This window comes from Mesorhizobium sp. M0904 (assembly GCF_040319475.1).
GTDB lineage: Bacteria > Pseudomonadota > Alphaproteobacteria > Rhizobiales > Rhizobiaceae > Mesorhizobium.
In genome coordinates this window covers 66,960-88,417 of record NZ_JAMYOC010000017.1, presented here as the reverse complement: position 1 = coordinate 88,417, position 21,458 = coordinate 66,960, and the positions used below count along the sequence as shown (strand labels likewise).

The window sequence follows — 21,458 nt, the reverse complement described above, 5'->3', positions numbered from 1 at the left end:
GCCGCTTGCTTTCGAGGTCGAACGGCCGGTACTCAGCAACACTGCTTCCTGTAGCTTGCTCGACATTTTGATGCCGGCTTTGAGCACAGCACAGATTTTCACCCGTAGAAGGACGCACATGATCCGCCCACAAGGAACCATCGCACCGATCCTGACGCCGTTCGAAAACGACGGCTGCATTGCCCGCGACCTCTGGATATCACACGCCAAGTGGGTGCTGGATCAGGGAGCGCATTTCCTGTCGCCGTTCGGCACCACGGGCGAGGCGTTGTCCGTCTCGTTGCGCGTGCGCATGCAGGCGCTGGAGTGGCTGGTCGAGGCCGGCATTTCGCCAAGCCGGCTTATGCCCGGCACCGGTGTCACAGCACTTGCCGAGACTGTCGAGCTGACCGCGCACGCCGTCGGGCTCGGCTGTGCTGCGGTGATGGTGCTGCCGTCGTTCTTCTATACGGCCGCCGGTGACAACGGACAGGCCCGTTATTATGGCGAGCTGATCGATCGGGTGGCGAACCCGGCGATGAGGATGATCCTCTACCACATCCCGCAAAATTCCGGCGTAGCGGTGAGCCCGGCGCTGACCGCCCGATTGAGCGAAGCGTTTCCCGATGTCGTGGTGGCTTACAAGGACAGCGCCGGCGACTGGAACAACACCGCGGCGGTCATTGCGGCAGCCCCAAGGGTCGCGGTGTTCCCGAGTTCGGAAGCACAGCTGACGAAAGGCCTCGCCAACGGTGCTGCCGGCTGCATCTCGGCGACAGTCAATCTGAATGCCGCAGCGATCCGGGCCCTCTACGACGCAGTGCTGGCGGGAGAGGACACTACGGACGCGGATGCCGCCATCAGGGCGTTCCGCAAAATCATCCAGGACGCCGGCCTCATCACTGCGATGAAGGCAGTGCTGGCGGTACGGTCCGGCGACAGACGCTGGCTGAATCTGCGCGCGCCGCATGAGAACGCGACGCAAGCCACCGGCGAAGCCGTGCTCGCCGCTCTCGGCCCGCTAGCCGACCATATCGGCCGGAGCTGACTATCGGGCCGTGTTCAAGGCGGCAGCAGCGCGTATCAGCGCCTTGAACGCATTCTCATCTATGTCTTCGCCCTCACGGATATCGATGGCGCGCCTGGTGTTGCCTTCGAGGCTGGAGTTGAACAGGCCGGAAGGGTCCTGCAGCGAGGCGCCCTTTGCGAAGGTCACTTTCACGACGTTCTTGTAGGTCTCGCCAGTGCAGATTATTCCGGCGTGCGACCACACCGGAACGCCTCGCCACTTCCACTCCTCGACCACTTCCGGGTCGGCCTGCTGGATGAGGGCGCGGACATGGGAAAGCGTCTTGCCTCGCCAATCGCCCAGCTCGCTGATCCTCGCATCGATCAGCTGAGAGGGAGAGTTGCCTGCATTTCTTTCCATTGAGTCACTCTTCATCATCATTGTCGCTTTCCCTTGGTTGTTGCCGCTCGCCCGTCACATGAATACCGCTAGTCGGCACCGGATTTGCCGGGATGACTGGCATTCCACTCACATTCGCTCGCCTGGCAATTGGCTGGCTTGCTTTATCCAGTCGGCGAGTTGAGCTTCGTCGAGCAGGTCGTCCTCGTAGATATCGAGGTAGCGCACGTCCTTGTGCTTGGACTCACCGGGTGGGACGGGACGCAGCGACGCGCCGCGGAAGAAAGCCAGCTTGATGTACTTTGTGAAGCAATGGAAGTTGAGGAACCACCCCTGACCCTCTACGCCGTAGAAGGGCGAGTTCCATTTGACGGCCTTGCGCACGTCAGGGACGTTGCGCACGATGAGCGCGTCGAGGCGACGCCCGACGTCGCGTTTCCAGCCCGGCATGGCCGCGATGTAGGCCTGCACAGGAGCGTCACCATCACCCTTCGGGATCTGCGGGTTGCCGCCTGCGAGGAGGACCGGCTTGGCGGCTGCAGGCTTGGCGGCGGACTTCTTCGCGACCGCCGATGACTTGATGGGCGTCTTGTTGGCCATGCATTCACTCCAATGCGCCAGTGCCCCCCGCGCCGCGCCGCTTGGGCGCGTAAGGCAGCACGAACATGTACAGTCCGGTAAGCAGGAGCAAGCCGAGTGGAAACAGCGGCATGAGGTATACCCAGTAGGAGGGTTCCTTGCCTACTCCCAGGCTGATGAAGATGGCGGCGACGACCGCCGCAAAGATGATCGACAGCCAGCGGTGGATCTGCCGAACCCATTTGTTCCAATCCATTGAGACCTCCTCTGAAGACGAACCGAGCGGATCGGGCGGCCCGTTTGGCGGCTCCCGCCGGGCAGCCACGCCACTGAATGCGTGCCTTACCAGCGCGCCAGCTGTGTGATTTGAATGAGATTGCCGCAGTTGTCGTTCAGCTGGGCTATGATCGAGCCGGTTACTTCGGTCGGCGGCATGGTGAACTTGGCGCCGCGCGCTTTGATGCGCTCGTAGTCCCCCCTTGACGTTATCGGTGAAGAACATGACCGCGGGCTGGCCCTGCTGGAAAATAGCTTGCTGGTAGGTCTTTGCAGCGGGGTTGTCATTGAGCGCGAGTTGCAGCTCGGCACCGTCCGGCTCGTCGGGTGATGCGACGGTCAGCCAGCGAAACGGCCCATTGCTGAAATCGGCCTTCTTGGTAAAGCCGAGCGTTTCGGTGTAGAAACCCAGAGCCTTTTCCTGGTCATCCACGTATACTTTGGTCAACTTGATCTTCATTGGCTTGCCTCCATTATCCTCCGCCATCTGCCGCCCTGTAACAGAGCCCTTGCTTGAATAGCGCTGGCGGATCTCAGTCCGTTCGCGCCAGAACCTGCTCCAGATCGTCAAAGAACCTTGGCCAGCCGACTTTGGCACCTCGGAAGTAAGGCTGCTGATCCGGCCGGAAGCCGGACTGTTCCATGCGCAAGCGGGCGCCGGTGCTCGTGGGGGTGATCGTCCAGGAGACGACACTCTTGAGATCCTTGGTATTCCACGTGTAAGTCAGCGTTCTGTTCGGCTCGACCGTCTGGACCTGACATTCGACAGAGCCCCAGGCCGCGTGAAGGTTGAAACGGTGATCCGCGACAGGTTTGAAGTCGTTTTTCATAAGCCACTCCTCGATCAAGTGTGGTTGCGTGAGCGCGCGCCAGATCTTCTCCGGCGGATAAGCGATTTCCCGTTCGACAATGACGGAGAGCGTTTCGCTCGCTATTTCGTTCACTGGTCCATCCTTTTGAGCAGGTCCTCGAGGTCGTCGAACCGGCCCTGCCAGAACCCGGTCATCTGGCTTGTCCAGTCGATCAGGGGGGCAAGCGCGGCGAGCTGCGCGCTATAATGGGTCTGCCGTCCCGCATGGCGGTCGCGCACCAGCCCCGCCTGCCGCAAAATCCCGAGATGTTTCGACACGGCCGGTTGCGATATCCCGGCCTGAGCCGTCAGAGCGCCGACTGTCTGCTCTCCCTCGCGACACAGTCGCTCAAAAATAGCGCGCCGAGTCGGATCGGCAAGCGTTCTGAAGAGCACATCGTGAGCGTTTGGCATTGGGATAGATAACCCGTCGGCTATTGATCAATGCATAACCACCGGGATATGTGTGAGTCAAGCGGGAAGCGGCATATTTCTCGTTGCAGGAGCGGTCACCTGCTTCGCTCACGCAGCCAGTTGCTCATTCGCCGTGCACTGGAATTGTCACACGTGATGCGCTATATGACCATCTACATGGTCAGGAGCTGACATGGACGCGGTCAATCTGGCGGACGCCAAGGCACATCTGAGTGAGCTCATCGACCGGGTCGAGGCTGGAGACTCGATCGACATAACCCGGCGTGGCAAGCTGGTCGCCAGGCTCACGGCCGTGGCCCGCCCTCGCAAACGGATCGACGCCGTCCTGCTCCAATCCCTGACCGCAACCATGCCTCTGCAGGCTCAGGCTGCCGCCGATCTGGTGCGATCGATGCGAGATGGCGATCGCTATTGATGTCCTATCTCGATACTTCGCTGATCGTCGCGGCGCTATCCAACGAAGCCATGACCGCGCGCGTTCAGGGCTGGCTGGCGGAGCAGGACCCAGCGCAACTTGTGATCAGCGACTGGACCATCACCGAGATGTCCTCCGCCATGGCGATCAAGCTTCGGACCGGACAGATCGACTTGGAGCAGCGCGCGGCTGCGCTCGCGATGTTCAATAAGCTGGTCGCTGAGAGCTTCACCGTGCTGCCGGTGACGGGCGGGCATTTTCAGGTCGCCGCGAAATTCGCCGATCAGCATATGCTCGGGCTTCGTGCTGGCGACGCCCTGCACCTCGCGACGGCATCGGAGCATGGCGCCACAGTGTGGACCCTCGACCAGCGGCTCGTCGAGGCAGGACCGATTCTCGGCGTACCGACGCAGTTGCTGGCATGATCAAGGCCTCTCCTCCAAAATGAATATACCCAAGCTGCGTTGCGAGTTGCTCACGCTCATTGAAGGGAGCTGGCCGGGAGCGAACTGACGGCTTTCGATGTTGCCCTAGCGGCGCGTCGGGCACGCAGAGCGATGCTGTCAACCACAAGCGTCTGCACGGGCGAGGAGAAAGGCCGCTTCGCGCGCGTTGCGGGTGAGCTTGGCCGCAGCCTCGAATTCGGCGCGGGCCTCGGCCAGCCGGCCGGCCCGAAACAGAAAATCGGCCCTCGCCGCCGGCAATGGCGCATAATTGCGCAAGGCGGCGGCGTCGGCAATCTCGTCCACCAGCCGCAGGCCCGCTTCGGGCCCGAAGGCCATGCTGTGGGCGACCGCTCGATTGAGATCGACCACCGGCGAGGGCATCACTGCTCGTAGCCGGTCGTAGAGCGCTGCGATGCGGGGCCAGTCGGTATCGGCCGGACTGCGCGCCCGCGCGTGACAGGCTGCAAGCGCGGCCTGCAACACATAGGGGCCATCGCCCCCGAGAGCTTCGGCACGGGCCAGCGCGTCAAGGCCCCGGCGGATCAGCAGTTGGTCCCAGCGTGCGCGGTTTTGCTCGGTCAGGGTCGAGAGGGCGCCGTCCGGCCCGATGCGTGCGGGCAGGCGCGATGCCTGGATTTCCATCAGAGCCAGCAGACCGAACACCTCGGCATCCTCGGCCATCAGACCCGCCAGCATGCGGCCCAGCCGTTGTGCCTCCAGGCACAGGCCCGGCCGGACAAGGTCGTCGCCGGCCGTGGCAGCATAGCCTTCATTGAAGATGAGGTAGATGACCTCCAGCACCGAGGAAAGACGCACTGCACGCTCGGCACCGCGCGGCACCTCGAAGCTAAGCCCCGCCTTTCCGATCGTCCTCTTCGCGCGGACGATGCGCTGGGCGATCGTCACCTCGCTCGACAGGAAAGCACGGGCGATCTCGTCCGTCGTCAGGCCGCCGATGACACGCAGCGTGAGCGCTGCGCGAGCGTCGGCCGAAAGTATCGGGTGGCAGGCTGTGAAGATGAGGCCCAGCAGCTCGTCGCCAAGATCGTCGTTCATGGCCATTTCGTTTCCCTCGGCCGTACGGTCGCACTCGCCGTCCAGCTCCCGGGCGATCTCCTCATGCTTGCGCTCGCGCATCTTGTCGCGACGGATCGCGTCGATGGCGCGGCGTTTGGCGACCGTCATCAGCCAAGCGCCGGGATTGGCCGGAACGCCGGTCCTGGACCATTCGGAGAGGGCTATGACCAGGGCGTCCTGCACCAGTTCCTCTGCAAGGTCGACATTGCGCACGAGGCGGGCCAGGCCCGCAATGAGCCGGGCCCGTTCAATGCGAAAAATCGCCTCGATCGCCTGGTGCGTCTCGCCTGCGGTCATGCCGCCTTGTCGGCCAAAGCCACAATGGAGGCAAGCAGGTTGCGGCCGACAGGTTCAGTTGCCGCTGCGCTTCTCGCGCGTCCGGTCACGGATTTCCGTGACCTCCGGCGTCAGATTCCCATTGCCAATCAGCCATCTCGTACAGCGGCCGGATTTCGATCTCGCTCGGTCCCGGCATGGGATTGGGGCAGCGCTTCACCCAGGCGACCGCCTCGTCCATGTCCTTGACTTCCCAGTGCCAAAAACCGGCGACCAGTTCGCGGGTCTCGGCGAAAGGCCCGTCGATGACCGTCCGGCGGGGACCATCGAACGCAACGCGCTTGCCCTGCGAGGAGGGCTTGAGGCCGTCGGCGTCGAGCAAGATGCCGGCATTGCGCAGCTCGTCGTTAAATCTGCCCATCGCCTCCATCGCCTCTTTCGCCTCGGGCGTCGGGAGAAAGCCCTTTTCGCTATCCTCGGTAGCCTTCACGAGCACCATCACACGCATCGTCTGTCTCCTTGTTTGAGCCGCCCTCACCGACCGGCAGCGAAACGACGAACGGAGTTTAGGAAATCGACATTGTCCTGCAGATTTTTTTTCGAGCTTGAAGAGAAAGATGCCGATGGCTGCTCCCCTGGTCAGGGGTCGCGATGGCGCGATATCGAGATTGGGCGCTACGCTGGTCGCGGATTGTAAGTAATTCTACGCTAAAGTCCTCCGCGTCCAGCCGCGTTGGTTCCGCTCTTGGACCCGACACGCATGAGTGGCCTGCCTAAACCATTTCGGGACGTTTAGAAGCCTCGCGGATCGCCTTGTGCACGCGGCGCTGCAAATCCATGAAGGCCGGAGTTTCCATGACCTCTTCCCGGCGCGGGCGCTCGATATCGACATTGAAGGTCTGCATGATGCGTCCCGGCCCGATCCCCATCACGACGATGCGGTCCGACAGGTAGACGGCTTCTTCCACATCATGGGTGACGAAGAGCACGGTGAGCCTGTGCTCCTCCCAGATCTGCGTCAGGAGTTCCTGCATCTGATGCCTGGTCAAGGCATCGAGCGCGCCAAAGGGCTCGTCCATCAGAAGCATTTTGGGTCGATAGGAAAGGGCACGCGCTATGGCCACGCGCTGCTTCATGCCGCCAGAAAGCTCAGATGGATAGCGATTGGCGCTATGAGGGAGCTTGACCAGATCGAGATGCTCGCGCGCTATCCTGCGGCAGGTCGCGCGGTCATGACCCGCGGCCTTGAGCGCGAACTCGATGTTCTGCTGCGCCGTCAGCCAGGGAAGCAGGGTGTAGGACTGAAAGACGACGCCGCGGTCGAGGCCCGGCCGCAGGATCGGCGCACCATCGATAGCAAGATCTCCCGCCTCGAAATCCTGCAGTCCGGCAACGATCGACAGCAGCGTGCTCTTGCCGCAACCCGACGTGCCCACCAGCGAGACGAACTCGTTGTCGGCAAGATCGAGATTGATATCGCGCAGTACTTCCGTGCGCCGCGCGCCCGTGCCGAAGCTTTTGTGGAGGCCTTCGATCCGCAATTTGGGCAAACTCATCGGCCCGGCCTCATTGCACGTGGCCCTCCTGCCGGAACAGCACTTTTCCCAGTGCCTTCATGACCTGGTCGGTAATGAGGCCAAGCACGCCCAGCAGCAGGATGTAGCCGATGATGGTGTTTGTCTGGAAATAGCGCTGGGACACGGTGATGCGGTAGCCGAGGCCTGATGTCGCCGCGACAAGTTCTGCCAACACCAGCCAGGTCCATGCCCAGCCGAGACTGATGCGCAGCGTATCCCAAATGCCTGGCAAGGCGCTGGGAACGACGATGCGCGTCAGGATCTTGCGATCCGGCAGGCCGAGCGTCCTGCCAAGGCCGATGAAATCAGCGGGAACCCGCTTCACATTGTCCATGATCATCAGCACCTGCTGGAAGAAGGTGCCTATGAAGATAATCAAGAATTTCTGGGCATCGCCAGTCCCCGACCACAGGATGGAGAGAGGCACGAAAGCAACCACCGGCATGTAGCGGATGAAATCCACAAGCGGCTCGATCGCCGCTTCCCAGGTCCTGAAGCTGCCGATCAGCACGCCAATCGGAATCGCCAATGCCGAGGCGATGAGGAAGCCAACAGAAATACGGTATATCGAGGCCCTGAGATCCAGCCATAGCGTGCCGTCACCCGAGAGCTTGCCGAGCTGGGTCACCACGCTTCCCGGCGACGGCAGGAAAATTGGCTTTACCAATCCCAGCCCCGTTGCCGCCCACCAGGCGAGGCCGAGGCCGGCAAAGACGGCCACTGCTATCATCAGGAAGCGTGAGCGTGCGATGGGCGCGCCGACCCCGGAGGATGGGCGACGGCGCATCGGCTGTTTGATCACCGGCCCCGGCGCTGCGTGAGACGGGCTTGGCTTGGTCGCACGCTGCTCGGACATTTGCGTCACCACCGCGAGCCGGCCCTCGTCATTTCGCGGCCTTGACGAATGACGGGTCGATCATCTGTTCCGGCGTCACGTCCGCCTGCAGCAGCCCGGCGTTCTTGGCGGCCGCCTCTACATCCGCAAATGTCTTGGTGGAGAATTCCCCGGTCAGGGCATCCTTGTTTTCGGCGAGAGTATAGTAACGCACGCCATCAAAGGCGGTGTTGAGGTCTTCGACGCTCGACCCGACCGCCTTGGAGATGATCGCCCGGCCGTCGGGCGTGTCGTCGTTGTAGGCCTTCAGGGCCGCATCCCAGGTCTTGATCATGGCAAGCACCTGGCCGGGACGCGACTTGATCACCTCATCGCGCACCACGAATACGTCACTGATCAGGCCGGGATCTTCGCCCGCGGTGAAGAGCAGCTTGAGGTCCTTGTTCTGCGCTCTTGCCGCGGTGAGATAAGGCTCATAGGTGACTGCGACTGGAACCTGGCCGGCGATCAAGGCGCTGCCGGCATCCGCAGCCGGCATTGGAACGGGCTGGACATCGGCGATGGACATGCCGTTCTTGGCGAGCGCGTATTTGAGCAGGATGTCGCTCGTCGTGCCTTCCTCAAAAGCAACCTGTTTGCCCTTGAGGTCGGCGACGGTGGCGATGTCCTTGCCGGCGATCATGGCGTCTGCCGTCATGCTGACGTCGAGCAGAAGCACGATCTTCACCGGCAGGCCGGCCGCAACCATTCCCATAGCCGTGTGCGTCGCGATGTTGGCGGCATCGAGCTGGCCGCTCGCCAGGGCGGCGTTGATATCCTTGTCCTCCGCGAAGTTCACGATCTGCACGTCGGACAGCCCGCTTGCCTTGAACAGGCCCTTGGCCTCGGCGACGTGCCACTGGCCGTAGCCCAGCCATGGCTCGATGCCGATCTTGAACGTTCCTGCCTCAGGCGTCGCCGGAATTGTCGTGTCGGCCGCGTAGGCCGCCGGGGCAAACCCGACAGCAGCAGCCATAACGAGCGCCCGAAATTGTCCTGCTAGATTACGCATCATCTTGTTCCCCTTGATGATCACGCCGCTTTTTTGAACCAAACTCCGGCCTGGTGAGAATGCCGGCGTCTGCTCTTGCGGCACCGTGCCTCGGCATCTTAGCTGCCCGTTCAACGAAAGTGCGACGACACTTCAACGTTAGCAATAGCGGATGTCAAGGCTAAATACATACATGCATATACAAGTTAGACCCCTCCTTCCGAGTCTGATTCGCTTCACTGCGATCAAATTTTTTTAGACGGAGAATACCGGCTGCCAAGCGAGTAGCGGCTGCCAACGTAAGTCAGCTTGCTGATCGTGGCAACGATGGCGCCCGTCCATGTCCGGCGATGCAGAAACAGGCAGCAGCTGCCGACATCGATGCCCAGATGCCGCGCCGTCTCGGCATCGGCAGGGGTCGCCGAGATGATGTGCTCGACCTCCGTCACCGGGGTTTTCTGCATGAGGTAGTCGTAGGTTGCTGTCTTGGAAAAGTCCTGCTTGTCATAGTCGGGTATCAGGCCCGGGTTCACGAAACGCTCTTCCAGTTGCACAGGCAGGTCGTTCTCGAAGTTGACGACGATGGAATGATAGACCGGCGCGCGTTTTGCGAACTCGAAGGAAAGCGCGAGCTCCTTTGTCGGCGTGATCTTTTCGAGCACGATAACCTCGGAGCGATGCCTGTTTCCCCGCGCGACAATTTCCGCCGCGATGTTGTTGATCTCGATCAGTGCTGATTGTGGTCGAGGTGGCGCGATGAATGTGCCGACGCCCTGGAGCCGGATCAGAAAACCCGCAGAGGTCAACTCCCGCAAGGCACGATGAACCGTCATCCGGGACACGCCGAGTGTCGCCACGAATTCATTTTCGGACGGCAGCTTCCGGTCCTTGCTCCATCGGCCCATTCCGATGTTCGTCAGGATGTAGTCCTTGACCTTCTCGTAAAGAGGGCTGGCGGTGTCGGGCAAAGTGATCATTTCAAAATCCTTTCCGGCAACGTTCGGAAATCACACGCGCCCGGAAGACCGCATCCGGATGATTGTTTTCAAACCATCGCCCTGCCCCGCCAACAGCCGCTCATAGGCTGCGGGAACATCATCCAGGCCGATCTCGCGGTCGATCAGTTCGACCATGGGCTCGGTCAATTCCCCGAGCATCCGAATGGCGTCGGGAAGCTCATCGGCAAAGGCGTGGCATCCCAGCAATGCGATTTCGCGTTCAACCAGGATGTTGGGATCGATGTCGAGGCGCCCATGGAATATGCCGACCATCGCAACGGTGCCACCGGCATCGAGAACGCCGAGCAACTGGCTGAGTGCTGCGATGCTGCCGGTCGCTTCGACGGCAGCAAGCAGGGGGGCATCCGCGGTGGCGGCGGCAATGGCGTCCCGGTTCAAGTCGACGATGCTGGCGCCGGTCACCCGCGCCACCCGGGCGCATCGGCCAGGGTTGCGATCGGCGACGAGCACGGTACCTGCGAATATCCGGGAAAGCAGCAGTGCGGCAAGCCCGCCAATAGTCCCGCAGCCGACCACAAGAACGGAGCCGGCGGTTTTCGGCAGACGCCGCACTGCGTGCAACGCTACAGCCAGCGGCTCGGCCATCGCCGCGACCCGTTCGTCAAGCGCGGCATCGACGACGTGCAGCAGGCGTGCGGGCAGGACCGCCTGTTCGGCAAATCCGCCGTCGCATATCTCGCCGACAAAGCCCAGCGACGTGCAAAGATGCCGCCTGCCTGCATGGCATTGCGCGCATTCTCCACACCAGAAACGGGAATCGGCGACCACGCGGTCGCCAACAGCGACGATGTCCACGCCCTCGCCGATGGCGATCACCGTGCCTGTCAGCTCATGGCCAGCCGTCGAGGGCGACCGGCTTATCCATTGGCCCGTGCGAAAGTTGTGAAGATCGGAACCGCAAATGCCTGCGGCATCGACCCTCAGCTTCACCCAGCCTGGCTCGGGAGCGCCTGGCGCGGCGATATCCTCGACGCGCAGGTCGCCGGGTCCATGGAGTCGCGCCGCCCTCATCGTCATCGTTTCCGCTCAGCCGGCGAGATAGCGATCGCGGATCTCCGAAACCGCGTTCTCATGCGAGCTGAACCCTTCGTAGCGGGCGAGCCTGCGGGCATGCAACGCGAGTTCCGGATAGGCCGCCGAGGTCACATAGCCGACCGACGATCTCTTGACGAAATCCGTCACGGAAAGCGGTCCAAAGGTTCGCGCCCACCGGCTGGTCGGCAGCACCGCATTGGGTCCCAGGACGAAGTTAGCGAGGGTCACCGGCGTGTGCGGTCCCATGAGGATCTCGGCGGCTTCTGTGATGCGTCCAAGATGCGCAAATGGCTCCGTTGACAGAATCTCGAGGTGCTCCGGGGCATAATCGTTGATGAAACGGTAGCTGTCCTCCAGCGACTCGGTCAGCACGATGCCGCCGCGCTTTCCAGTCAGCACCGCGCGCGAGAACTCCACACGCTGTTCGCTCATTCGGGACCAGTGTTCCGGTATGGCAATCAAAGCGGCTTCGGCGACCTTGCGGCTATGCGTCACCAGATAGGCCGACGAATCCGGGCCGTGCTCGGCCTCTATCAACAGGTCAAGAGCGGCCAGGCCGCCGTCGACGCTGTCATCAGCAAAGATGATCGCTTCGGACGGGCCGGCAGGCAGGCCTGTGTTGATGATCGGGGACAACACGCTCTTTGCCGCCACCACCCACGGGCTCCCCGGCCCGACGATCTTGACGGCAGGCTTCACGGTCTCGGTTCCATAGGCGACGGCGGCGACCGCATGGGCGCCGCCGCACTTGTACACGGTCTCCACGCCTGCAATGCGGGCAGCAACCAGCGTCGCGGCGTCGACGGAACCATCCGAAGTCGCAGGCGTCACGATCGCGATCTGGGGAACCCCGGCAATCACCGCCGGAACCGAGGTCATCATCGTCACCGAGGGGAAGGCGCCTTTGCCGCGCGGAACATAAAGCGCAACCGAAGCAATCGGTGTGTATCGGTCACCCGCATAGGCGCCCGGCCGAACTTCCTTGAGCCACATCGTTTCCGGGCGCTGCTCCTCGTGGAAATGCCTTATGTTCTCAATGCCGAACCGGATACTCTCCACGACATCCTTGTCGACCTTGTCGAATGCCGCGTCGAACTCCGCTTCCGAAACTTTCAGCCCACCCTCGGCAACATCGGCTTTGTCGAGTTCGCGCGCAAACCGGAGCAAGGCCGTGTCACCTTCATCCTTGACGGCCTTGATGATTGGACGGACCTTTTCGATGAAGGAAGACAGATCTCCTTCTGCGCGTTTCAGTAAACTGGACCGCTGATCGACACTGAGGGATGACAGGCGGTGGAAGCTGACGTCAGACATGGCGGCTCCTTTTCTTAGGACGCAATTACGGTTAGCGCTTGTCGATCACTTCTGGGACACATCTCCAGCCCCTGAAGCCTTCAAATCGATGCGAGAAAGCCTCCATCCACGGGAATGGACTGGCCGGTTATGTAGGCTGCCGCATCCGAAGCGAGGAACACCGCGATTCCGTGCAGGTCCGGGAGATCACCAAAACGGCGCTGCGGAATCTTGGCGAGCATCGATTGCTGCCATGCCTGGTTGCTGTAGAACACGTCTGTCATCGCTGTCCTGAAATAGCCAGGCGCAATGGCGTTGACCCGGATCCCAAGATCGGCCCACTCCGCCGCAAGCGCCCGCGTCATGCCGAGGAGGCCTGATTTCGACGAGCCGTACGGCACCGCCGTGGGAACCCCAACCTCGGAAGTTAACGAACAGAGATTGATAATGACGCCGGGCCGTCCGGCGTCTCTCATCTGCCGCGCAGCGGCCTGGGCGCAGAAGAAGGCGCCTTTGAGATTCGTATCGACAATCCTGTCCCACAAGGCCTCGTCGACATCGAGTGAAGGCCGGACCTCTTCCGTACCTGCATTGTTGACGAGAATATCGAGACCTCCGAGCAGGCTGCCGGCCTCGGCTGTCGCCGCCCGGCACCGGTCGACGTCAGTGACGTCCAGGGCGACGGCGTGCGCGACCCCGCCGGCGGTGCGGATAGCGGCCATCGTCTTCTCGAGCGAGGTCACGCTGCGCGCCGTGACGGCGACGTCGGCGCCGGCCGCGCTGAGCGCCTCGGCGATGCTGCGCCCGATGCCACGGCTTGCGCCGGTTACAAGCGCCTTCCTGCCTGACAGATCGAAGAGAGATGCGTTGCGCATGTCATCCTCCTTGGTAATGTCGCGCTTGGACCGATCACGTCGAGACTATCCGAATGCAGCTTATCTATACAAGCATGTACATCATGGCTGTAGTGCGCCATGCGAAACTCTGCTTGTCAGAGCGGCAGCGCATTGGCCGACATCGGACCGGTCTACGCGGTTCGCCCCAGCCCATCTGGAGTTCATCGGGAGGGATATATGAAGCGCGCAGTAGACCACGACGCGATGAGCGTGGTTGGCTATACCACCCCCTGGAGTGCCAAAGCAGGCCAGCGGATCAAGCTCAGCCTGTCATGCGATCGGCCGATAAAGGCCACACGAATTTGCCGGCTCGACAAGCCGGCTCCGGAATTTCTCACCTGGGCCATCGAAACAATAGGTGAAGCACGGCGTCGGCATTTCGACCAGGGGTCGTTCCTGTTCGTGCGGCCCGGCGAACTGGCCAAAGTACAAGCCCTCCACGGTATACGTTTTGAGCTGTTCCTCACGCGCAACGAAGGTGCGCGCACGATCCTGGAGGCAGGCGCCGTCGGGCTGCGCCTCCGCGACGGCGCATTAGTCGTGGAAATCGGTGACGAAACCCTTGTCGAGAAGAAGGCGCCAACCGGTGTGTGGCTCACTGTCGAGTTGGATCTGCGGCAGGAACAATCGCGTCTGCGCATCAAATCCCATGATCTTCTCGCGCCTTACGAACTCCGTGAAGGTTTTGGCAGCCCGGCGTGGAACCTCCAAGGGCACGGCATCCATTTCGGCGCAAGTGCCACCAACCACGAACCTACCCTCAACGCGAAATTTGCTGCGATCCGGCTCGACACCCCACAGGGGACTGTTGCCTGGGATTTCCCGACGCTGTTACCAACGCAACCGATCCTGTCGTCGGGCGGAGCAGATCCGCTGCTCCTAGATGTGATCAATCAGCCAGCCTTCTGCGTGACTTCGGCACGCTGGGACGGATCGAGCTTCGAGCCTCGCTTGGTGCCGTCGCACTACGACGCTATCCATTGCCACGACGACGACATCGGCCCGCTTGAGTGGCCGGCATCACACCGCGTGACGATCCCTGAAAACGCACACCCAGGCGTCTACGCGTTCCAGGTCGAATGGGAGGGTGGCGACGAACGCGTGGTGTTCTTCGTCACCTCGTCACAGGTCTCGTCGCCGCTGTTGTATCTCGTGCCGACGGCCACCTATCTCGCTTATGCCGACGAATATCTCCCGGATCATCTTTATGAATGGAAAGGCGACGACCGGGGACATCGCTTCGCGATCGCCAACAATCTGAAATCTCTTTACGACTACCATTCCGACCTTAGCGGTGTTTCCATCTGTTCCTACAAAAAGCCGAAAGTGACGCTCAGGGACGATTACGACTATCCGCTCTGCGGCTGCCCACACAATTTGCCGGTCGATCTGCACTTCCTCCGATTCTGCCACGGAAATGGAATCATGTTTGACGTCCTGACCGATCACGACTTGCACGAATGCGGCATAGACGGTCTGCGTCGACATCAAGCCGTCGTCACCGGCAGTCACCCCGAATATATGTCGATCGAGATGGAGCAGGCGCTGCGGCAGTTTGTGGCCGAAGGCGGCAGCATCGCCTATCTCGGCGGAAACGGCTTCGCTGCCACTGTGGCTTTCAAGGACGACCTGATGGAGCTGCGGCGCTCGCCGCTGGAGGCAGGCCGCACCTGGGAGGGCCCGGTCGCCGAACAGGCGCTGTCGATCACCAACGAACCAGGCGGCTATCTCCGCTCGCGCGGCCGAGGCGAATTCTCGCTGATCGGTGGCGCGATCCCACTGATGGGATTCGAAGGCGCGCGCCCCTTCACGCGCACTGAGGAAAGCCGTGAAGCAGGATTCGCATGGCTGTTCGAAGGCGTTGAAAATGCGACCTTCGGCACGGACGGCATCGTGCTGGGTGGTGCCGCGGGCTACGAAGTGGATGCGACAGATCCAGCCCTCGGCACTTCCGCTGACACCGTCGTGATCGCGCGGGCGACGGGATTTCCGGACAGCTTCTTCCAGGATCCGACGCGCTGGTATGAGGGCGGCGATACGCAACGCATCGCCCGCCGCTGCGCCGAAATGACCCTGCGAAAGCTCGCAGCAGGCGGCTTGATCTTTTCGGCAAGCTCCGTTGCCTGGTGCGGCGCGTTGCCAGCCGCAGGCGCCATGAACGATGTCGGCAGGATCACGCTCAATCTGCTTAACCGCCTCGGCACCACGAAAGGAGAACCCGGCCGAGAAAATCAATAACCTTCGGCGAAGGTACTGACCAGCGGACTGCGGGACCTTGAGGAGCGCGGCGTCCCCGATAGCGGGCGGGCATTTAGAGAGTGGTACTGCGCAGTGACTTGGGCCCTCCAAGAGTCTAAGCAGCCAGCATGCTTCTGACAGCACGAAGGAAAAACCGCCGCATACCCCGCTTTCTTGCCGTCTACACCATGGAGCCCGAAGACCTCGCTCGCTTTCGCAGCCTGCCTAAGCCGAGCAGGATGCGATTGATGCCGTCGGCTTGCAGCAATGGGCGGACTGGGAGGAGAGAAATGCCGCATTTTTTCCCCGATCGCGGCGACTTCAACGCCGTCAAAAAATTACGCTCTTGATTCTAAAGGCTAAAGTCGTCGCAAAAATATTTTGAGGTTTCGCCAACTGTCGGGACCAATCGAGCGGTTTTTGCACCTCGCGACGTTCGATGGCCCGCTCAGGTCGTCTCAAAAAGTACCGTCACCGCCCCAGCTAAGGCATTAGCCAGAGGCCATAGCGATCGACAAGCAACCGGTGTTGCACACACCCCGCTGCGGGCGGTGTGTTGTGAGCGCTGGCATCCACTCGATTCCTGGCGAAATTCAGGCTAGCTTGGGCGATAGATGGCTCAGTTCTGGTCGGTGAATCATAATCAGACCGCCCGTCAAGAGATTGATGGGCAGCACCTTTGGTCTCCCAAGACCGAGAGCGATGGCGCGCGAAACGAGTTCTGCAACAACATGTGCCGTGCGACGCCCGGCGACCCTGTCCTTTCGTATACCGATCAAGCAATTGACTATATGGGCAGGATCGCGGAATCGCTTTCACCGCTCCGAAACCATCGAGTTCGGAGAGACCGGAGCTTATTGGAATCAAGAGGGATGACTTCTGCCGATCTTTTGGACACCGCTTTCCCCTTCGATTCATCCCAAAACAACAACGGGGAGTCTCGGCCCGCTCCCGCCGAGGCGATATTCGCCACTCCATCTAGTTTCGGGCTCAGGCAATCAGAAAGCCCTATCTGACAGGCATTCCACAGAAGTAATGCAAATTCAAAATCGCGGCCTCATGTTTCAAAACCAGGATGGTTTCGAAGCCGGCGGGTCGCTCACGGTCCTCAAAGCGAGAATTCTAAGAGACGTTCAACAATGACCCAGCACGCAGAAAACGCTCGAATTCTCATGTACAGCCACGACACGTTCGGGCTCGGCCACTTGCAGCGCTGCCGAACTATCGCGCATTCGCTGGTTGAGGATTTCCGCGGACTTCAGGTGCTTATCATTTCGGGTGCGACTATCGCTGGCGCCTTCGACTACCGTGCCCGTGTCGACTTCGTGAAGATCCCCAGCGTCATCAAGCTGCGCAACGGCGAATACACCTCGCTGGAAAAGGACATCGATCTGCATGAGACGCTAAGGATGCGCCAGTCGATCATCCGCCACACGGCCGAGACCTTCCGGCCGGATATCTTCATCGTCGACAAGGAACCGCTCGGCCTGCGCGGTGAGATTGAGGACACGCTGTCCTACCTCAAGACGCGGGGCACTACGCTGGTGCTTGGCCTGCGCGAGGTGATGGATGCGCCGCATCTGCTCGAAGCAGAGTGGGCACGCCGGGACGTGATGCGCAAGATAGGCCTGTTCTACGACAAGGTCTGGGCCTATGGCCCGCCGGATTTCTACGATCCGTTGACCGGCTTGGATGTGCCGCCGGCTGTCAGGGCAAAGATGAGGTTCGTCGGTTTCCTGCAACGGAGCCTGCAGCGGAACGAGTTGCCCGGCCATCGGCCCGAGGGCGACTATATCCTCGTTACCACCGGTGGCGGCGGTGACGGCGCCGATCTGATTCACGACGTCATCGATGCCTATCAGCAGGATCCGCAATTGCAGCATAGGGCCCTGATCGTGCTTGGGCCTTACATGCCGGCGCGCAAGCGCAACAAGCTGCTCAAGAAGGGGTCCAAGATCCCCTATATCAGGATCATCGAGTTCGACAACCGCATGGAAGACCTGATTGCCGGCGCCAAGGCGGTAGTGGCGATGGGCGGCTACAACACCTATTGCGAGATACTGTCTTTCGACAAGCCGGCGCTGATCGTGCCGCGCGTCGAGCCCCGAAAGGAACAACTGATCCGCGCACGGCGCGCGGCCGAACTCGGCCTCATCGAGATGCTTTTGCCGGAAGAAGCCGAGGATTCCCGGCGGTTTGCCGACGCACTGAAGGCGCTGCCGGACCGGCCCCGCCCATCGCAGAGCAATCCGCATCTGACGCTGGAAGGGCTGCCTCATATTTCCGAAATCGTCGCGGAACTGCTCGACCGGCGGGCCGGCCATCACCTTTCAGTCATTGAAGGAATGACCTGAGTTGCAACATCGCAAGATCGTCGTGGTTCTGAAGGGTTATCCGCGGCTGTCCGAAACCTTCATCGCGCAGGAACTGCTCGGCCTTGAGCGTGCGGGGTTCGACCTGATACTTGTCGCGCTCAGGCGGCCGACCGACGAAAAACGCCACCCCGTGCATGACGAGATCAAAGCGCCCGTCCATTATCTGCCGGAATATCTGCATGAAGAGCCGCTGCGCGTGTTTCGCTCGCTGTTTGCCTATCTGCTGCGTCCGGGCTTCTGGCGCGCGCTCGGATCGCTGGCTGCCGATATGCCCCGCGACTTTACGCGCAATCGCGCGCGCCGCTTCGGGCAAGCGCTCGTGCTGGCGGCCGAATGGCCGGAAAACGCGGGCTGGCTGCATGCCCATTTCGCGCACACGCCTGCATCGGTGACGCGCTATGCCAGCCAGCTTCGTGGCCTGCCCTGGACCTGCTCGGCCCATGCCAAGGACATCTGGACTTCGGCGGACTGGGATCTGGCCGGCAAGCTTTCCTCGGCGCGCTGGACGGTCACTTGCACGAAAACCGGCTTCGACCGTCTGAAAAAACTCGCTAACGGCAACTCGTGTGTGCATCTGAGCTATCATGGGCTCGACCTTGATCGCTTTGGCAGTTTCGATGAGGCGCGAAAGCAGCATGACGGCTCGGCTCCGGACGAACCGGTTGTCGTTCTGAGTGTCGGGCGCGCCGTTGAAAAGAAAGGTTACGATACGTTGCTGGAGGCCCTTGCCCTGTTGCCCGGCGATTTGGCGTGGCGTTTCGAGCATATCGGCGGCGGCGAAGAACTGGAACGGTTCAAGGCGCTGGCGCAAAAGCTCGGTGTGGATGATCGCGTCTCTTGGAAAGGCGCGCTTGCGCAGGAGGAGGTGCTTGAGCACTACCGCCGCGCCGACATCTTCGCCCTGGCCTGCAGGATCACCGCAAATGGCGACCGCGACGGTCTGCCGAATGTTCTGGTGGAGGCGGCTAGCCAGCGGCTTGCCTGCGTGTCGACCGATATTTCCGGCGTGCCAGAGCTTTTATCGCCGGATGAAACCGGCTTGCTGGTTCCGACGGAAAACCCGATTGCCCTGGCACAGGCGCTGGAACGCCTGATCCGTGATCCCGTGCTCCGCGGCCGCCTCGGCGACGCCGCAGAGCGGCGCGTGCGCGGCAATTTCGATCATATGGCAAGCATTGGACAGCTCAAGGAACTGTTCGAGCGGGAGTGGCGGGCCGCCGAATGAAGCGGCTGCGCGCTTTCTTCTATGTCCAGCACCTGCTCGGCATCGGCCATCTCGCGCGCGCCAGCCGCATTGCAGCGGCTCTGGTCGATGACGGGTTTGACGTAACCGTCGTGACCGGTGGAGCGCCGATCGCCGGGTTTCCGGGACTGGGGGTAAAATCTGTAACCCTGCCACCTGTCACCTCCGGTGATGAAGGATTTTCGGGACTTGTCGACCTGCAAGGCAACCCGATCGACGAGGATTTCAAGAAATGGCGTTCAGAGATGCTGCTGCAGGCATTCCGGGATTGCAGGCCTGATATCGTCATTGTCGAGGCGTTTCCATTTGGACGCCGGCAGATGCGTTTCGAACTCTTGCCGTTGATCGAGGCCATCGACGCGACGTCGCCCAGACCGTTGCTGGCGACGTCCGTCCGCGATATCCTCCAGGAGCGCGTCAAGCCGGGCCGAAACGAGGAAACGGTCGATCTCATCAACAGGCATTTCGACCTTGTTATGGTCCACGGCGATCCGGCTTTCGCAACCATCGACAAGACATTTCCATTGGCTGGGGCGATCAGGGCCGAGGTCACCTACACCGGGCTCGTTGCCGCGCCGCCATCGCCCGCGGCCTCCGAGCGCTTCGACGTTCTGGTGTCGGTTGGCGGCGGGGCTGCCGGAAAGAGCCTTGTCAGCTCCACCATCGCAGCGGCGCGGGATGCGAACAACGCTTGGAAATGGTGTTTGATCACCGGCCCGAACCTGCCGAAAGACGAGTTTGACGCGATCGCAGGCGATGCCACGCCGGGCCTGTCCATCTTCCGGTTCCGCGAGGATTTCGCCAGCCTGCTGACCGGCGCCCGCCTGTCAGTCTCGCAGGCGGGTTACAACACGGTCTGCGATGTACTGCGCGCGGGTTGTCGCTCCCTGCTCGTCCCATTTGCAGCCGGCGGGGAAACCGAACAGACGGTTCGCGCCCTGATGCTCGAAGAACTCGGTCTTGCAACGGTGCTGACGGAAAAGGACCTGACGCCTGAAGGTTTGGCGCAAGCTATCGAACAGGCGCTTGTGGGACGGACGCCATCCGCGCATCGTCTCGATCTGGAAGGCGCGCGTCGCTCGGCGCAAATCCTCCGCGAGCGGTATCGAACATGGTCCCTAAATGTGGGGCCCGGTTTCGGAAAAGTTCATGATCAAACAGACGATAGATCCTAACGCGCGTAGCGTCCGTGAGATTCGTACGACGCGCTTCAAGTCCTGTTTTTATGCGTATCGTTGTCCCAAAACCGCTACGCACTTTTGGGCGAAATGCATTAAACAGTTCCAATCAGCATGAAGCGCGTATAATTTTTTGTCGGCAGTTCGCCGGAGAACCGCACCTCCCGTAGCGCCGCCATTGCCTCGAAGGCTGCAAGCGAAGCCACGCAGTTGATGTGCGTCGGCTCGCTGAAATAATCGTTCGATTGCAGCAGTACATTCGTGCCCGGCGGAAGCAGAGCAAGCCAGGCGCGCAGATCGGCTATGTGTTCGCAGCTCGTATTGACCATCAGGTCGGGCCGCCCGGCCGCATAGTCGAGTGCGTACATATCTGCCGTCAGCGCCCGGAACCGGTCGCCGGCTTCCCGGTTGAGGGTCCGGGCGACCGGCGCGACTTCAGGATCGATGTCGATGCTATCGATCGCCGCGATGTCGAAGCGGGCATCGTTGAAAAGCATTGCCGGTAATACGCCGTACCATCCACCCAGAACCCATATGCGCCCGAAGCGGCCGCCGCCGCTTTCGAACAGCCTGTCGAGCGCCCACATCTTGCAGGCGACCTGCTTGTGGTTGAAGGCGTTGGCAATATCGGCCTTCGGATGCTTGGCGATGACGCGCGCCAGCCCTGCCACGAGAGGGCAGTTGACATAAGCAGCAATTCCCCGTGTGAGGTCCAAGGCTTGCTCATGCCAGTCCATGGCATTGCGTGGTTGCGTGACATCCATCATAATTCGTCTTGTATGTTGGGATTCTGGGCGACACAACGCAATCTTGCCTCCCGCAAGACTGTTTGATTCCGCGGACGTGATCATGCTGCAAGCCGCTTGGCTATTGCCCGGTGCCGGAGAGAGCCTATTGCATCTGTCCGGATCATCGGCGTCCATCCGCCAGCACCAGCCGCGCAGCTGCGGCCTCGTGCTGCTCAGCTGTTCGCCAAAGCCCTACGAAAGCCGCGGACC

22 protein-coding genes and 1 pseudogene are annotated in these 21,458 nt (G+C 61.4%); 7 read left to right on the top strand and 16 right to left on the bottom strand.

The window, feature by feature from the left end:
* Positions 1-118: 118 nt before the first annotated feature.
* Positions 119-1,027 (top strand): dihydrodipicolinate synthase family protein, encoded by a 909-nt coding sequence (locus NKH80_RS18935; protein WP_352992920.1) that lies wholly within the window; start codon positions 119-121, stop codon positions 1,025-1,027.
* Here NKH80_RS18935 and NKH80_RS18930 read toward each other — a convergent pair whose 3' ends face one another.
* The 6 genes and pseudogenes from NKH80_RS18930 to NKH80_RS18905 form a co-directional block, all read right to left on the bottom strand.
* Positions 1,028-1,408 carry a DUF1801 domain-containing protein gene (locus NKH80_RS18930; RefSeq protein ID WP_352737267.1) on the bottom strand — a complete coding sequence of 127 codons (381 nt, stop codon included), beginning with the start codon at positions 1,406-1,408 and terminating at the stop codon, positions 1,028-1,030.
* Positions 1,409-1,516: 108 nt separating this feature from the next.
* Positions 1,517-1,987, bottom strand: a complete 471-nt coding sequence (locus NKH80_RS18925; protein WP_352737268.1) for a DUF1801 domain-containing protein — start codon at positions 1,985-1,987, stop codon at positions 1,517-1,519.
* A gap of 4 nt (positions 1,988-1,991) precedes the next feature.
* Positions 1,992-2,222: a hypothetical protein gene (locus NKH80_RS18920; RefSeq protein ID WP_352737307.1), complete on the bottom strand. Its 231-nt coding sequence runs from the start codon at positions 2,220-2,222 to the stop codon at positions 1,992-1,994.
* Between the two features lie 282 nt (positions 2,223-2,504).
* Positions 2,505-2,702 (bottom strand): annotated as a pseudogene (locus NKH80_RS18915) (VOC family protein); the annotation flags it as partial.
* A gap of 73 nt (positions 2,703-2,775) precedes the next feature.
* Entirely contained in the window at positions 2,776-3,186 is a 411-nt protein-coding gene (locus NKH80_RS18910; RefSeq protein WP_254818850.1) for an SRPBCC family protein, read from the bottom strand.
* Entirely contained in the window at positions 3,183-3,506 is a 324-nt protein-coding gene (locus NKH80_RS18905) for an ArsR/SmtB family transcription factor (protein WP_352737269.1), read from the bottom strand. Before NKH80_RS18905 ends, NKH80_RS18910 begins: the two co-directional genes overlap by 4 nt.
* A gap of 193 nt (positions 3,507-3,699) precedes the next feature.
* On the opposite strand from NKH80_RS18905, the gene NKH80_RS18900 reads away from it, so the two are divergent.
* Complete coding sequence (locus tag NKH80_RS18900; RefSeq protein ID WP_352737270.1) at positions 3,700-3,942, top strand: type II toxin-antitoxin system Phd/YefM family antitoxin; 243 nt, start codon at positions 3,700-3,702, stop codon at positions 3,940-3,942.
* Positions 3,942-4,367: a type II toxin-antitoxin system VapC family toxin gene (locus NKH80_RS18895; RefSeq protein WP_352737271.1), complete on the top strand. Its 426-nt coding sequence runs from the start codon at positions 3,942-3,944 to the stop codon at positions 4,365-4,367. The genes NKH80_RS18900 and NKH80_RS18895 overlap by 1 nt, the downstream gene beginning before the upstream one ends.
* A gap of 138 nt (positions 4,368-4,505) precedes the next feature.
* Here NKH80_RS18895 and NKH80_RS18890 read toward each other — a convergent pair whose 3' ends face one another.
* The 9 genes from NKH80_RS18890 to NKH80_RS18850 all read right to left on the bottom strand — a co-directional run bounded on the left by NKH80_RS18890 (position 4,506) and on the right by NKH80_RS18850 (position 13,405).
* The gene (locus tag NKH80_RS18890) at positions 4,506-5,762 is read right to left on the bottom strand and encodes an RNA polymerase sigma factor (RefSeq protein ID WP_352737272.1); all 1,257 of its coding nucleotides are present in this window, start codon (positions 5,760-5,762) and stop codon (positions 4,506-4,508) included.
* An 85-nt stretch (positions 5,763-5,847) separates the two neighbouring features.
* Positions 5,848-6,249: a YciI family protein gene (locus NKH80_RS18885; protein ID WP_352992917.1), complete on the bottom strand. Its 402-nt coding sequence runs from the start codon at positions 6,247-6,249 to the stop codon at positions 5,848-5,850.
* 265 nt (positions 6,250-6,514) lie between these two features.
* Positions 6,515-7,297, bottom strand: coding sequence for an ABC transporter ATP-binding protein (locus tag NKH80_RS18880; protein ID WP_352737273.1), 783 nt, complete (start codon positions 7,295-7,297; stop codon positions 6,515-6,517).
* Between the two features lie 10 nt (positions 7,298-7,307).
* The gene (locus NKH80_RS18875) at positions 7,308-8,105 is read right to left on the bottom strand and encodes an ABC transporter permease (RefSeq protein WP_352992974.1); all 798 of its coding nucleotides are present in this window, start codon (positions 8,103-8,105) and stop codon (positions 7,308-7,310) included.
* Between the two features lie 97 nt (positions 8,106-8,202).
* Complete coding sequence (locus NKH80_RS18870; protein WP_502899799.1) at positions 8,203-9,204, bottom strand: ABC transporter substrate-binding protein; 1,002 nt, start codon at positions 9,202-9,204, stop codon at positions 8,203-8,205.
* 224 nt (positions 9,205-9,428) lie between these two features.
* Positions 9,429-10,160: a histidine utilization transcriptional repressor HutC gene (gene hutC / locus NKH80_RS18865; protein ID WP_352992915.1), complete on the bottom strand. Its 732-nt coding sequence runs from the start codon at positions 10,158-10,160 to the stop codon at positions 9,429-9,431.
* A 30-nt stretch (positions 10,161-10,190) separates the two neighbouring features.
* Positions 10,191-11,213, bottom strand: coding sequence for a zinc-dependent alcohol dehydrogenase (locus tag NKH80_RS18860; protein ID WP_352992913.1), 1,023 nt, complete (start codon positions 11,211-11,213; stop codon positions 10,191-10,193).
* Positions 11,214-11,228: 15 nt separating this feature from the next.
* Positions 11,229-12,551 carry a histidinol dehydrogenase gene (gene hisD / locus NKH80_RS18855; RefSeq protein WP_352506835.1) on the bottom strand — a complete coding sequence of 441 codons (1,323 nt, stop codon included), beginning with the start codon at positions 12,549-12,551 and terminating at the stop codon, positions 11,229-11,231.
* Between the two features lie 80 nt (positions 12,552-12,631).
* Positions 12,632-13,405, bottom strand: a complete 774-nt coding sequence (locus NKH80_RS18850; protein ID WP_352737277.1) for an SDR family NAD(P)-dependent oxidoreductase — start codon at positions 13,403-13,405, stop codon at positions 12,632-12,634.
* 198 nt (positions 13,406-13,603) lie between these two features.
* On the opposite strand from NKH80_RS18850, the gene NKH80_RS18845 reads away from it, so the two are divergent.
* The 4 genes from NKH80_RS18845 (at position 13,604) to NKH80_RS18830 (ending at position 20,457) form a co-directional block, all read left to right on the top strand.
* Positions 13,604-15,664 carry a N,N-dimethylformamidase beta subunit family domain-containing protein gene (locus NKH80_RS18845; RefSeq protein ID WP_352992912.1) on the top strand — a complete coding sequence of 687 codons (2,061 nt, stop codon included), beginning with the start codon at positions 13,604-13,606 and terminating at the stop codon, positions 15,662-15,664.
* A gap of 1,139 nt (positions 15,665-16,803) precedes the next feature.
* On the top strand, positions 16,804-18,018 hold the full coding sequence (locus NKH80_RS18840; RefSeq protein ID WP_352645145.1) for a glycosyltransferase family protein: 1,215 nt from the start codon (positions 16,804-16,806) through the stop codon (positions 18,016-18,018).
* 1 nt (position 18,019) lies between these two features.
* The gene (locus NKH80_RS18835; RefSeq protein ID WP_352701983.1) at positions 18,020-19,264 is read left to right on the top strand and encodes a glycosyltransferase; all 1,245 of its coding nucleotides are present in this window, start codon (positions 18,020-18,022) and stop codon (positions 19,262-19,264) included.
* Positions 19,261-20,457 carry a glycosyltransferase family protein gene (locus NKH80_RS18830; RefSeq protein WP_352701985.1) on the top strand — a complete coding sequence of 399 codons (1,197 nt, stop codon included), beginning with the start codon at positions 19,261-19,263 and terminating at the stop codon, positions 20,455-20,457. Before NKH80_RS18835 ends, NKH80_RS18830 begins: the two co-directional genes overlap by 4 nt.
* A gap of 98 nt (positions 20,458-20,555) precedes the next feature.
* On the opposite strand, the gene NKH80_RS18825 is transcribed toward NKH80_RS18830, so the two are convergent.
* On the bottom strand, positions 20,556-21,224 hold the full coding sequence (locus NKH80_RS18825) for a class I SAM-dependent methyltransferase (RefSeq protein WP_352702090.1): 669 nt from the start codon (positions 21,222-21,224) through the stop codon (positions 20,556-20,558).
* Between the last annotated feature and the right edge of the window lie 234 nt (positions 21,225-21,458).

Excerpts from the sequence above, each read along its gene's own strand:
- NKH80_RS18860 (WP_352992913.1), bottom strand. The coding sequence starts at position 11,213 with ATGAGGGCGGCGCGACTCCATGGACCCGGCGACCTGCGCGTCGAGGAT.
- NKH80_RS18885 (WP_352992917.1), bottom strand. The coding sequence starts at position 6,249 with ATGCGTGTGATGGTGCTCGTGAAGGCTACCGAGGATAGCGAAAAGGGC.
- NKH80_RS18840 (WP_352645145.1), top strand. The coding sequence starts at position 16,804 with ATGACCCAGCACGCAGAAAACGCTCGAATTCTCATGTACAGCCACGAC.
- NKH80_RS18850 (WP_352737277.1), bottom strand. The coding sequence starts at position 13,405 with ATGCGCAACGCATCTCTCTTCGATCTGTCAGGCAGGAAGGCGCTTGTA.
- NKH80_RS18880 (WP_352737273.1), bottom strand. The coding sequence starts at position 7,297 with ATGAGTTTGCCCAAATTGCGGATCGAAGGCCTCCACAAAAGCTTCGGC.
- NKH80_RS18890 (WP_352737272.1), bottom strand. The coding sequence starts at position 5,762 with ATGACCGCAGGCGAGACGCACCAGGCGATCGAGGCGATTTTTCGCATT.
- NKH80_RS18895 (WP_352737271.1), top strand. The coding sequence starts at position 3,942 with ATGTCCTATCTCGATACTTCGCTGATCGTCGCGGCGCTATCCAACGAA.
- NKH80_RS18935 (WP_352992920.1), top strand. The coding sequence starts at position 119 with ATGATCCGCCCACAAGGAACCATCGCACCGATCCTGACGCCGTTCGAA.
- NKH80_RS18930 (WP_352737267.1), bottom strand. The coding sequence starts at position 1,408 with ATGGAAAGAAATGCAGGCAACTCTCCCTCTCAGCTGATCGATGCGAGG.
- NKH80_RS18900 (WP_352737270.1), top strand. The coding sequence starts at position 3,700 with ATGGACGCGGTCAATCTGGCGGACGCCAAGGCACATCTGAGTGAGCTC.
- NKH80_RS18905 (WP_352737269.1), bottom strand. The coding sequence starts at position 3,506 with ATGCCAAACGCTCACGATGTGCTCTTCAGAACGCTTGCCGATCCGACT.
- NKH80_RS18925 (WP_352737268.1), bottom strand. The coding sequence starts at position 1,987 with ATGGCCAACAAGACGCCCATCAAGTCATCGGCGGTCGCGAAGAAGTCC.
- NKH80_RS18920 (WP_352737307.1), bottom strand. The coding sequence starts at position 2,222 with ATGGATTGGAACAAATGGGTTCGGCAGATCCACCGCTGGCTGTCGATC.
- NKH80_RS18830 (WP_352701985.1), top strand. The coding sequence starts at position 19,261 with ATGAAGCGGCTGCGCGCTTTCTTCTATGTCCAGCACCTGCTCGGCATC.
- hisD (WP_352506835.1), bottom strand. The coding sequence starts at position 12,551 with ATGTCTGACGTCAGCTTCCACCGCCTGTCATCCCTCAGTGTCGATCAG.
- NKH80_RS18875 (WP_352992974.1), bottom strand. The coding sequence starts at position 8,105 with ATGCGCCGTCGCCCATCCTCCGGGGTCGGCGCGCCCATCGCACGCTCA.
- NKH80_RS18825 (WP_352702090.1), bottom strand. The coding sequence starts at position 21,224 with ATGGATGTCACGCAACCACGCAATGCCATGGACTGGCATGAGCAAGCC.
- NKH80_RS18845 (WP_352992912.1), top strand. The coding sequence starts at position 13,604 with ATGAAGCGCGCAGTAGACCACGACGCGATGAGCGTGGTTGGCTATACC.
- hutC (WP_352992915.1), bottom strand. The coding sequence starts at position 10,160 with ATGATCACTTTGCCCGACACCGCCAGCCCTCTTTACGAGAAGGTCAAG.
- NKH80_RS18870 (WP_502899799.1), bottom strand. The coding sequence starts at position 9,204 with ATGCGTAATCTAGCAGGACAATTTCGGGCGCTCGTTATGGCTGCTGCT.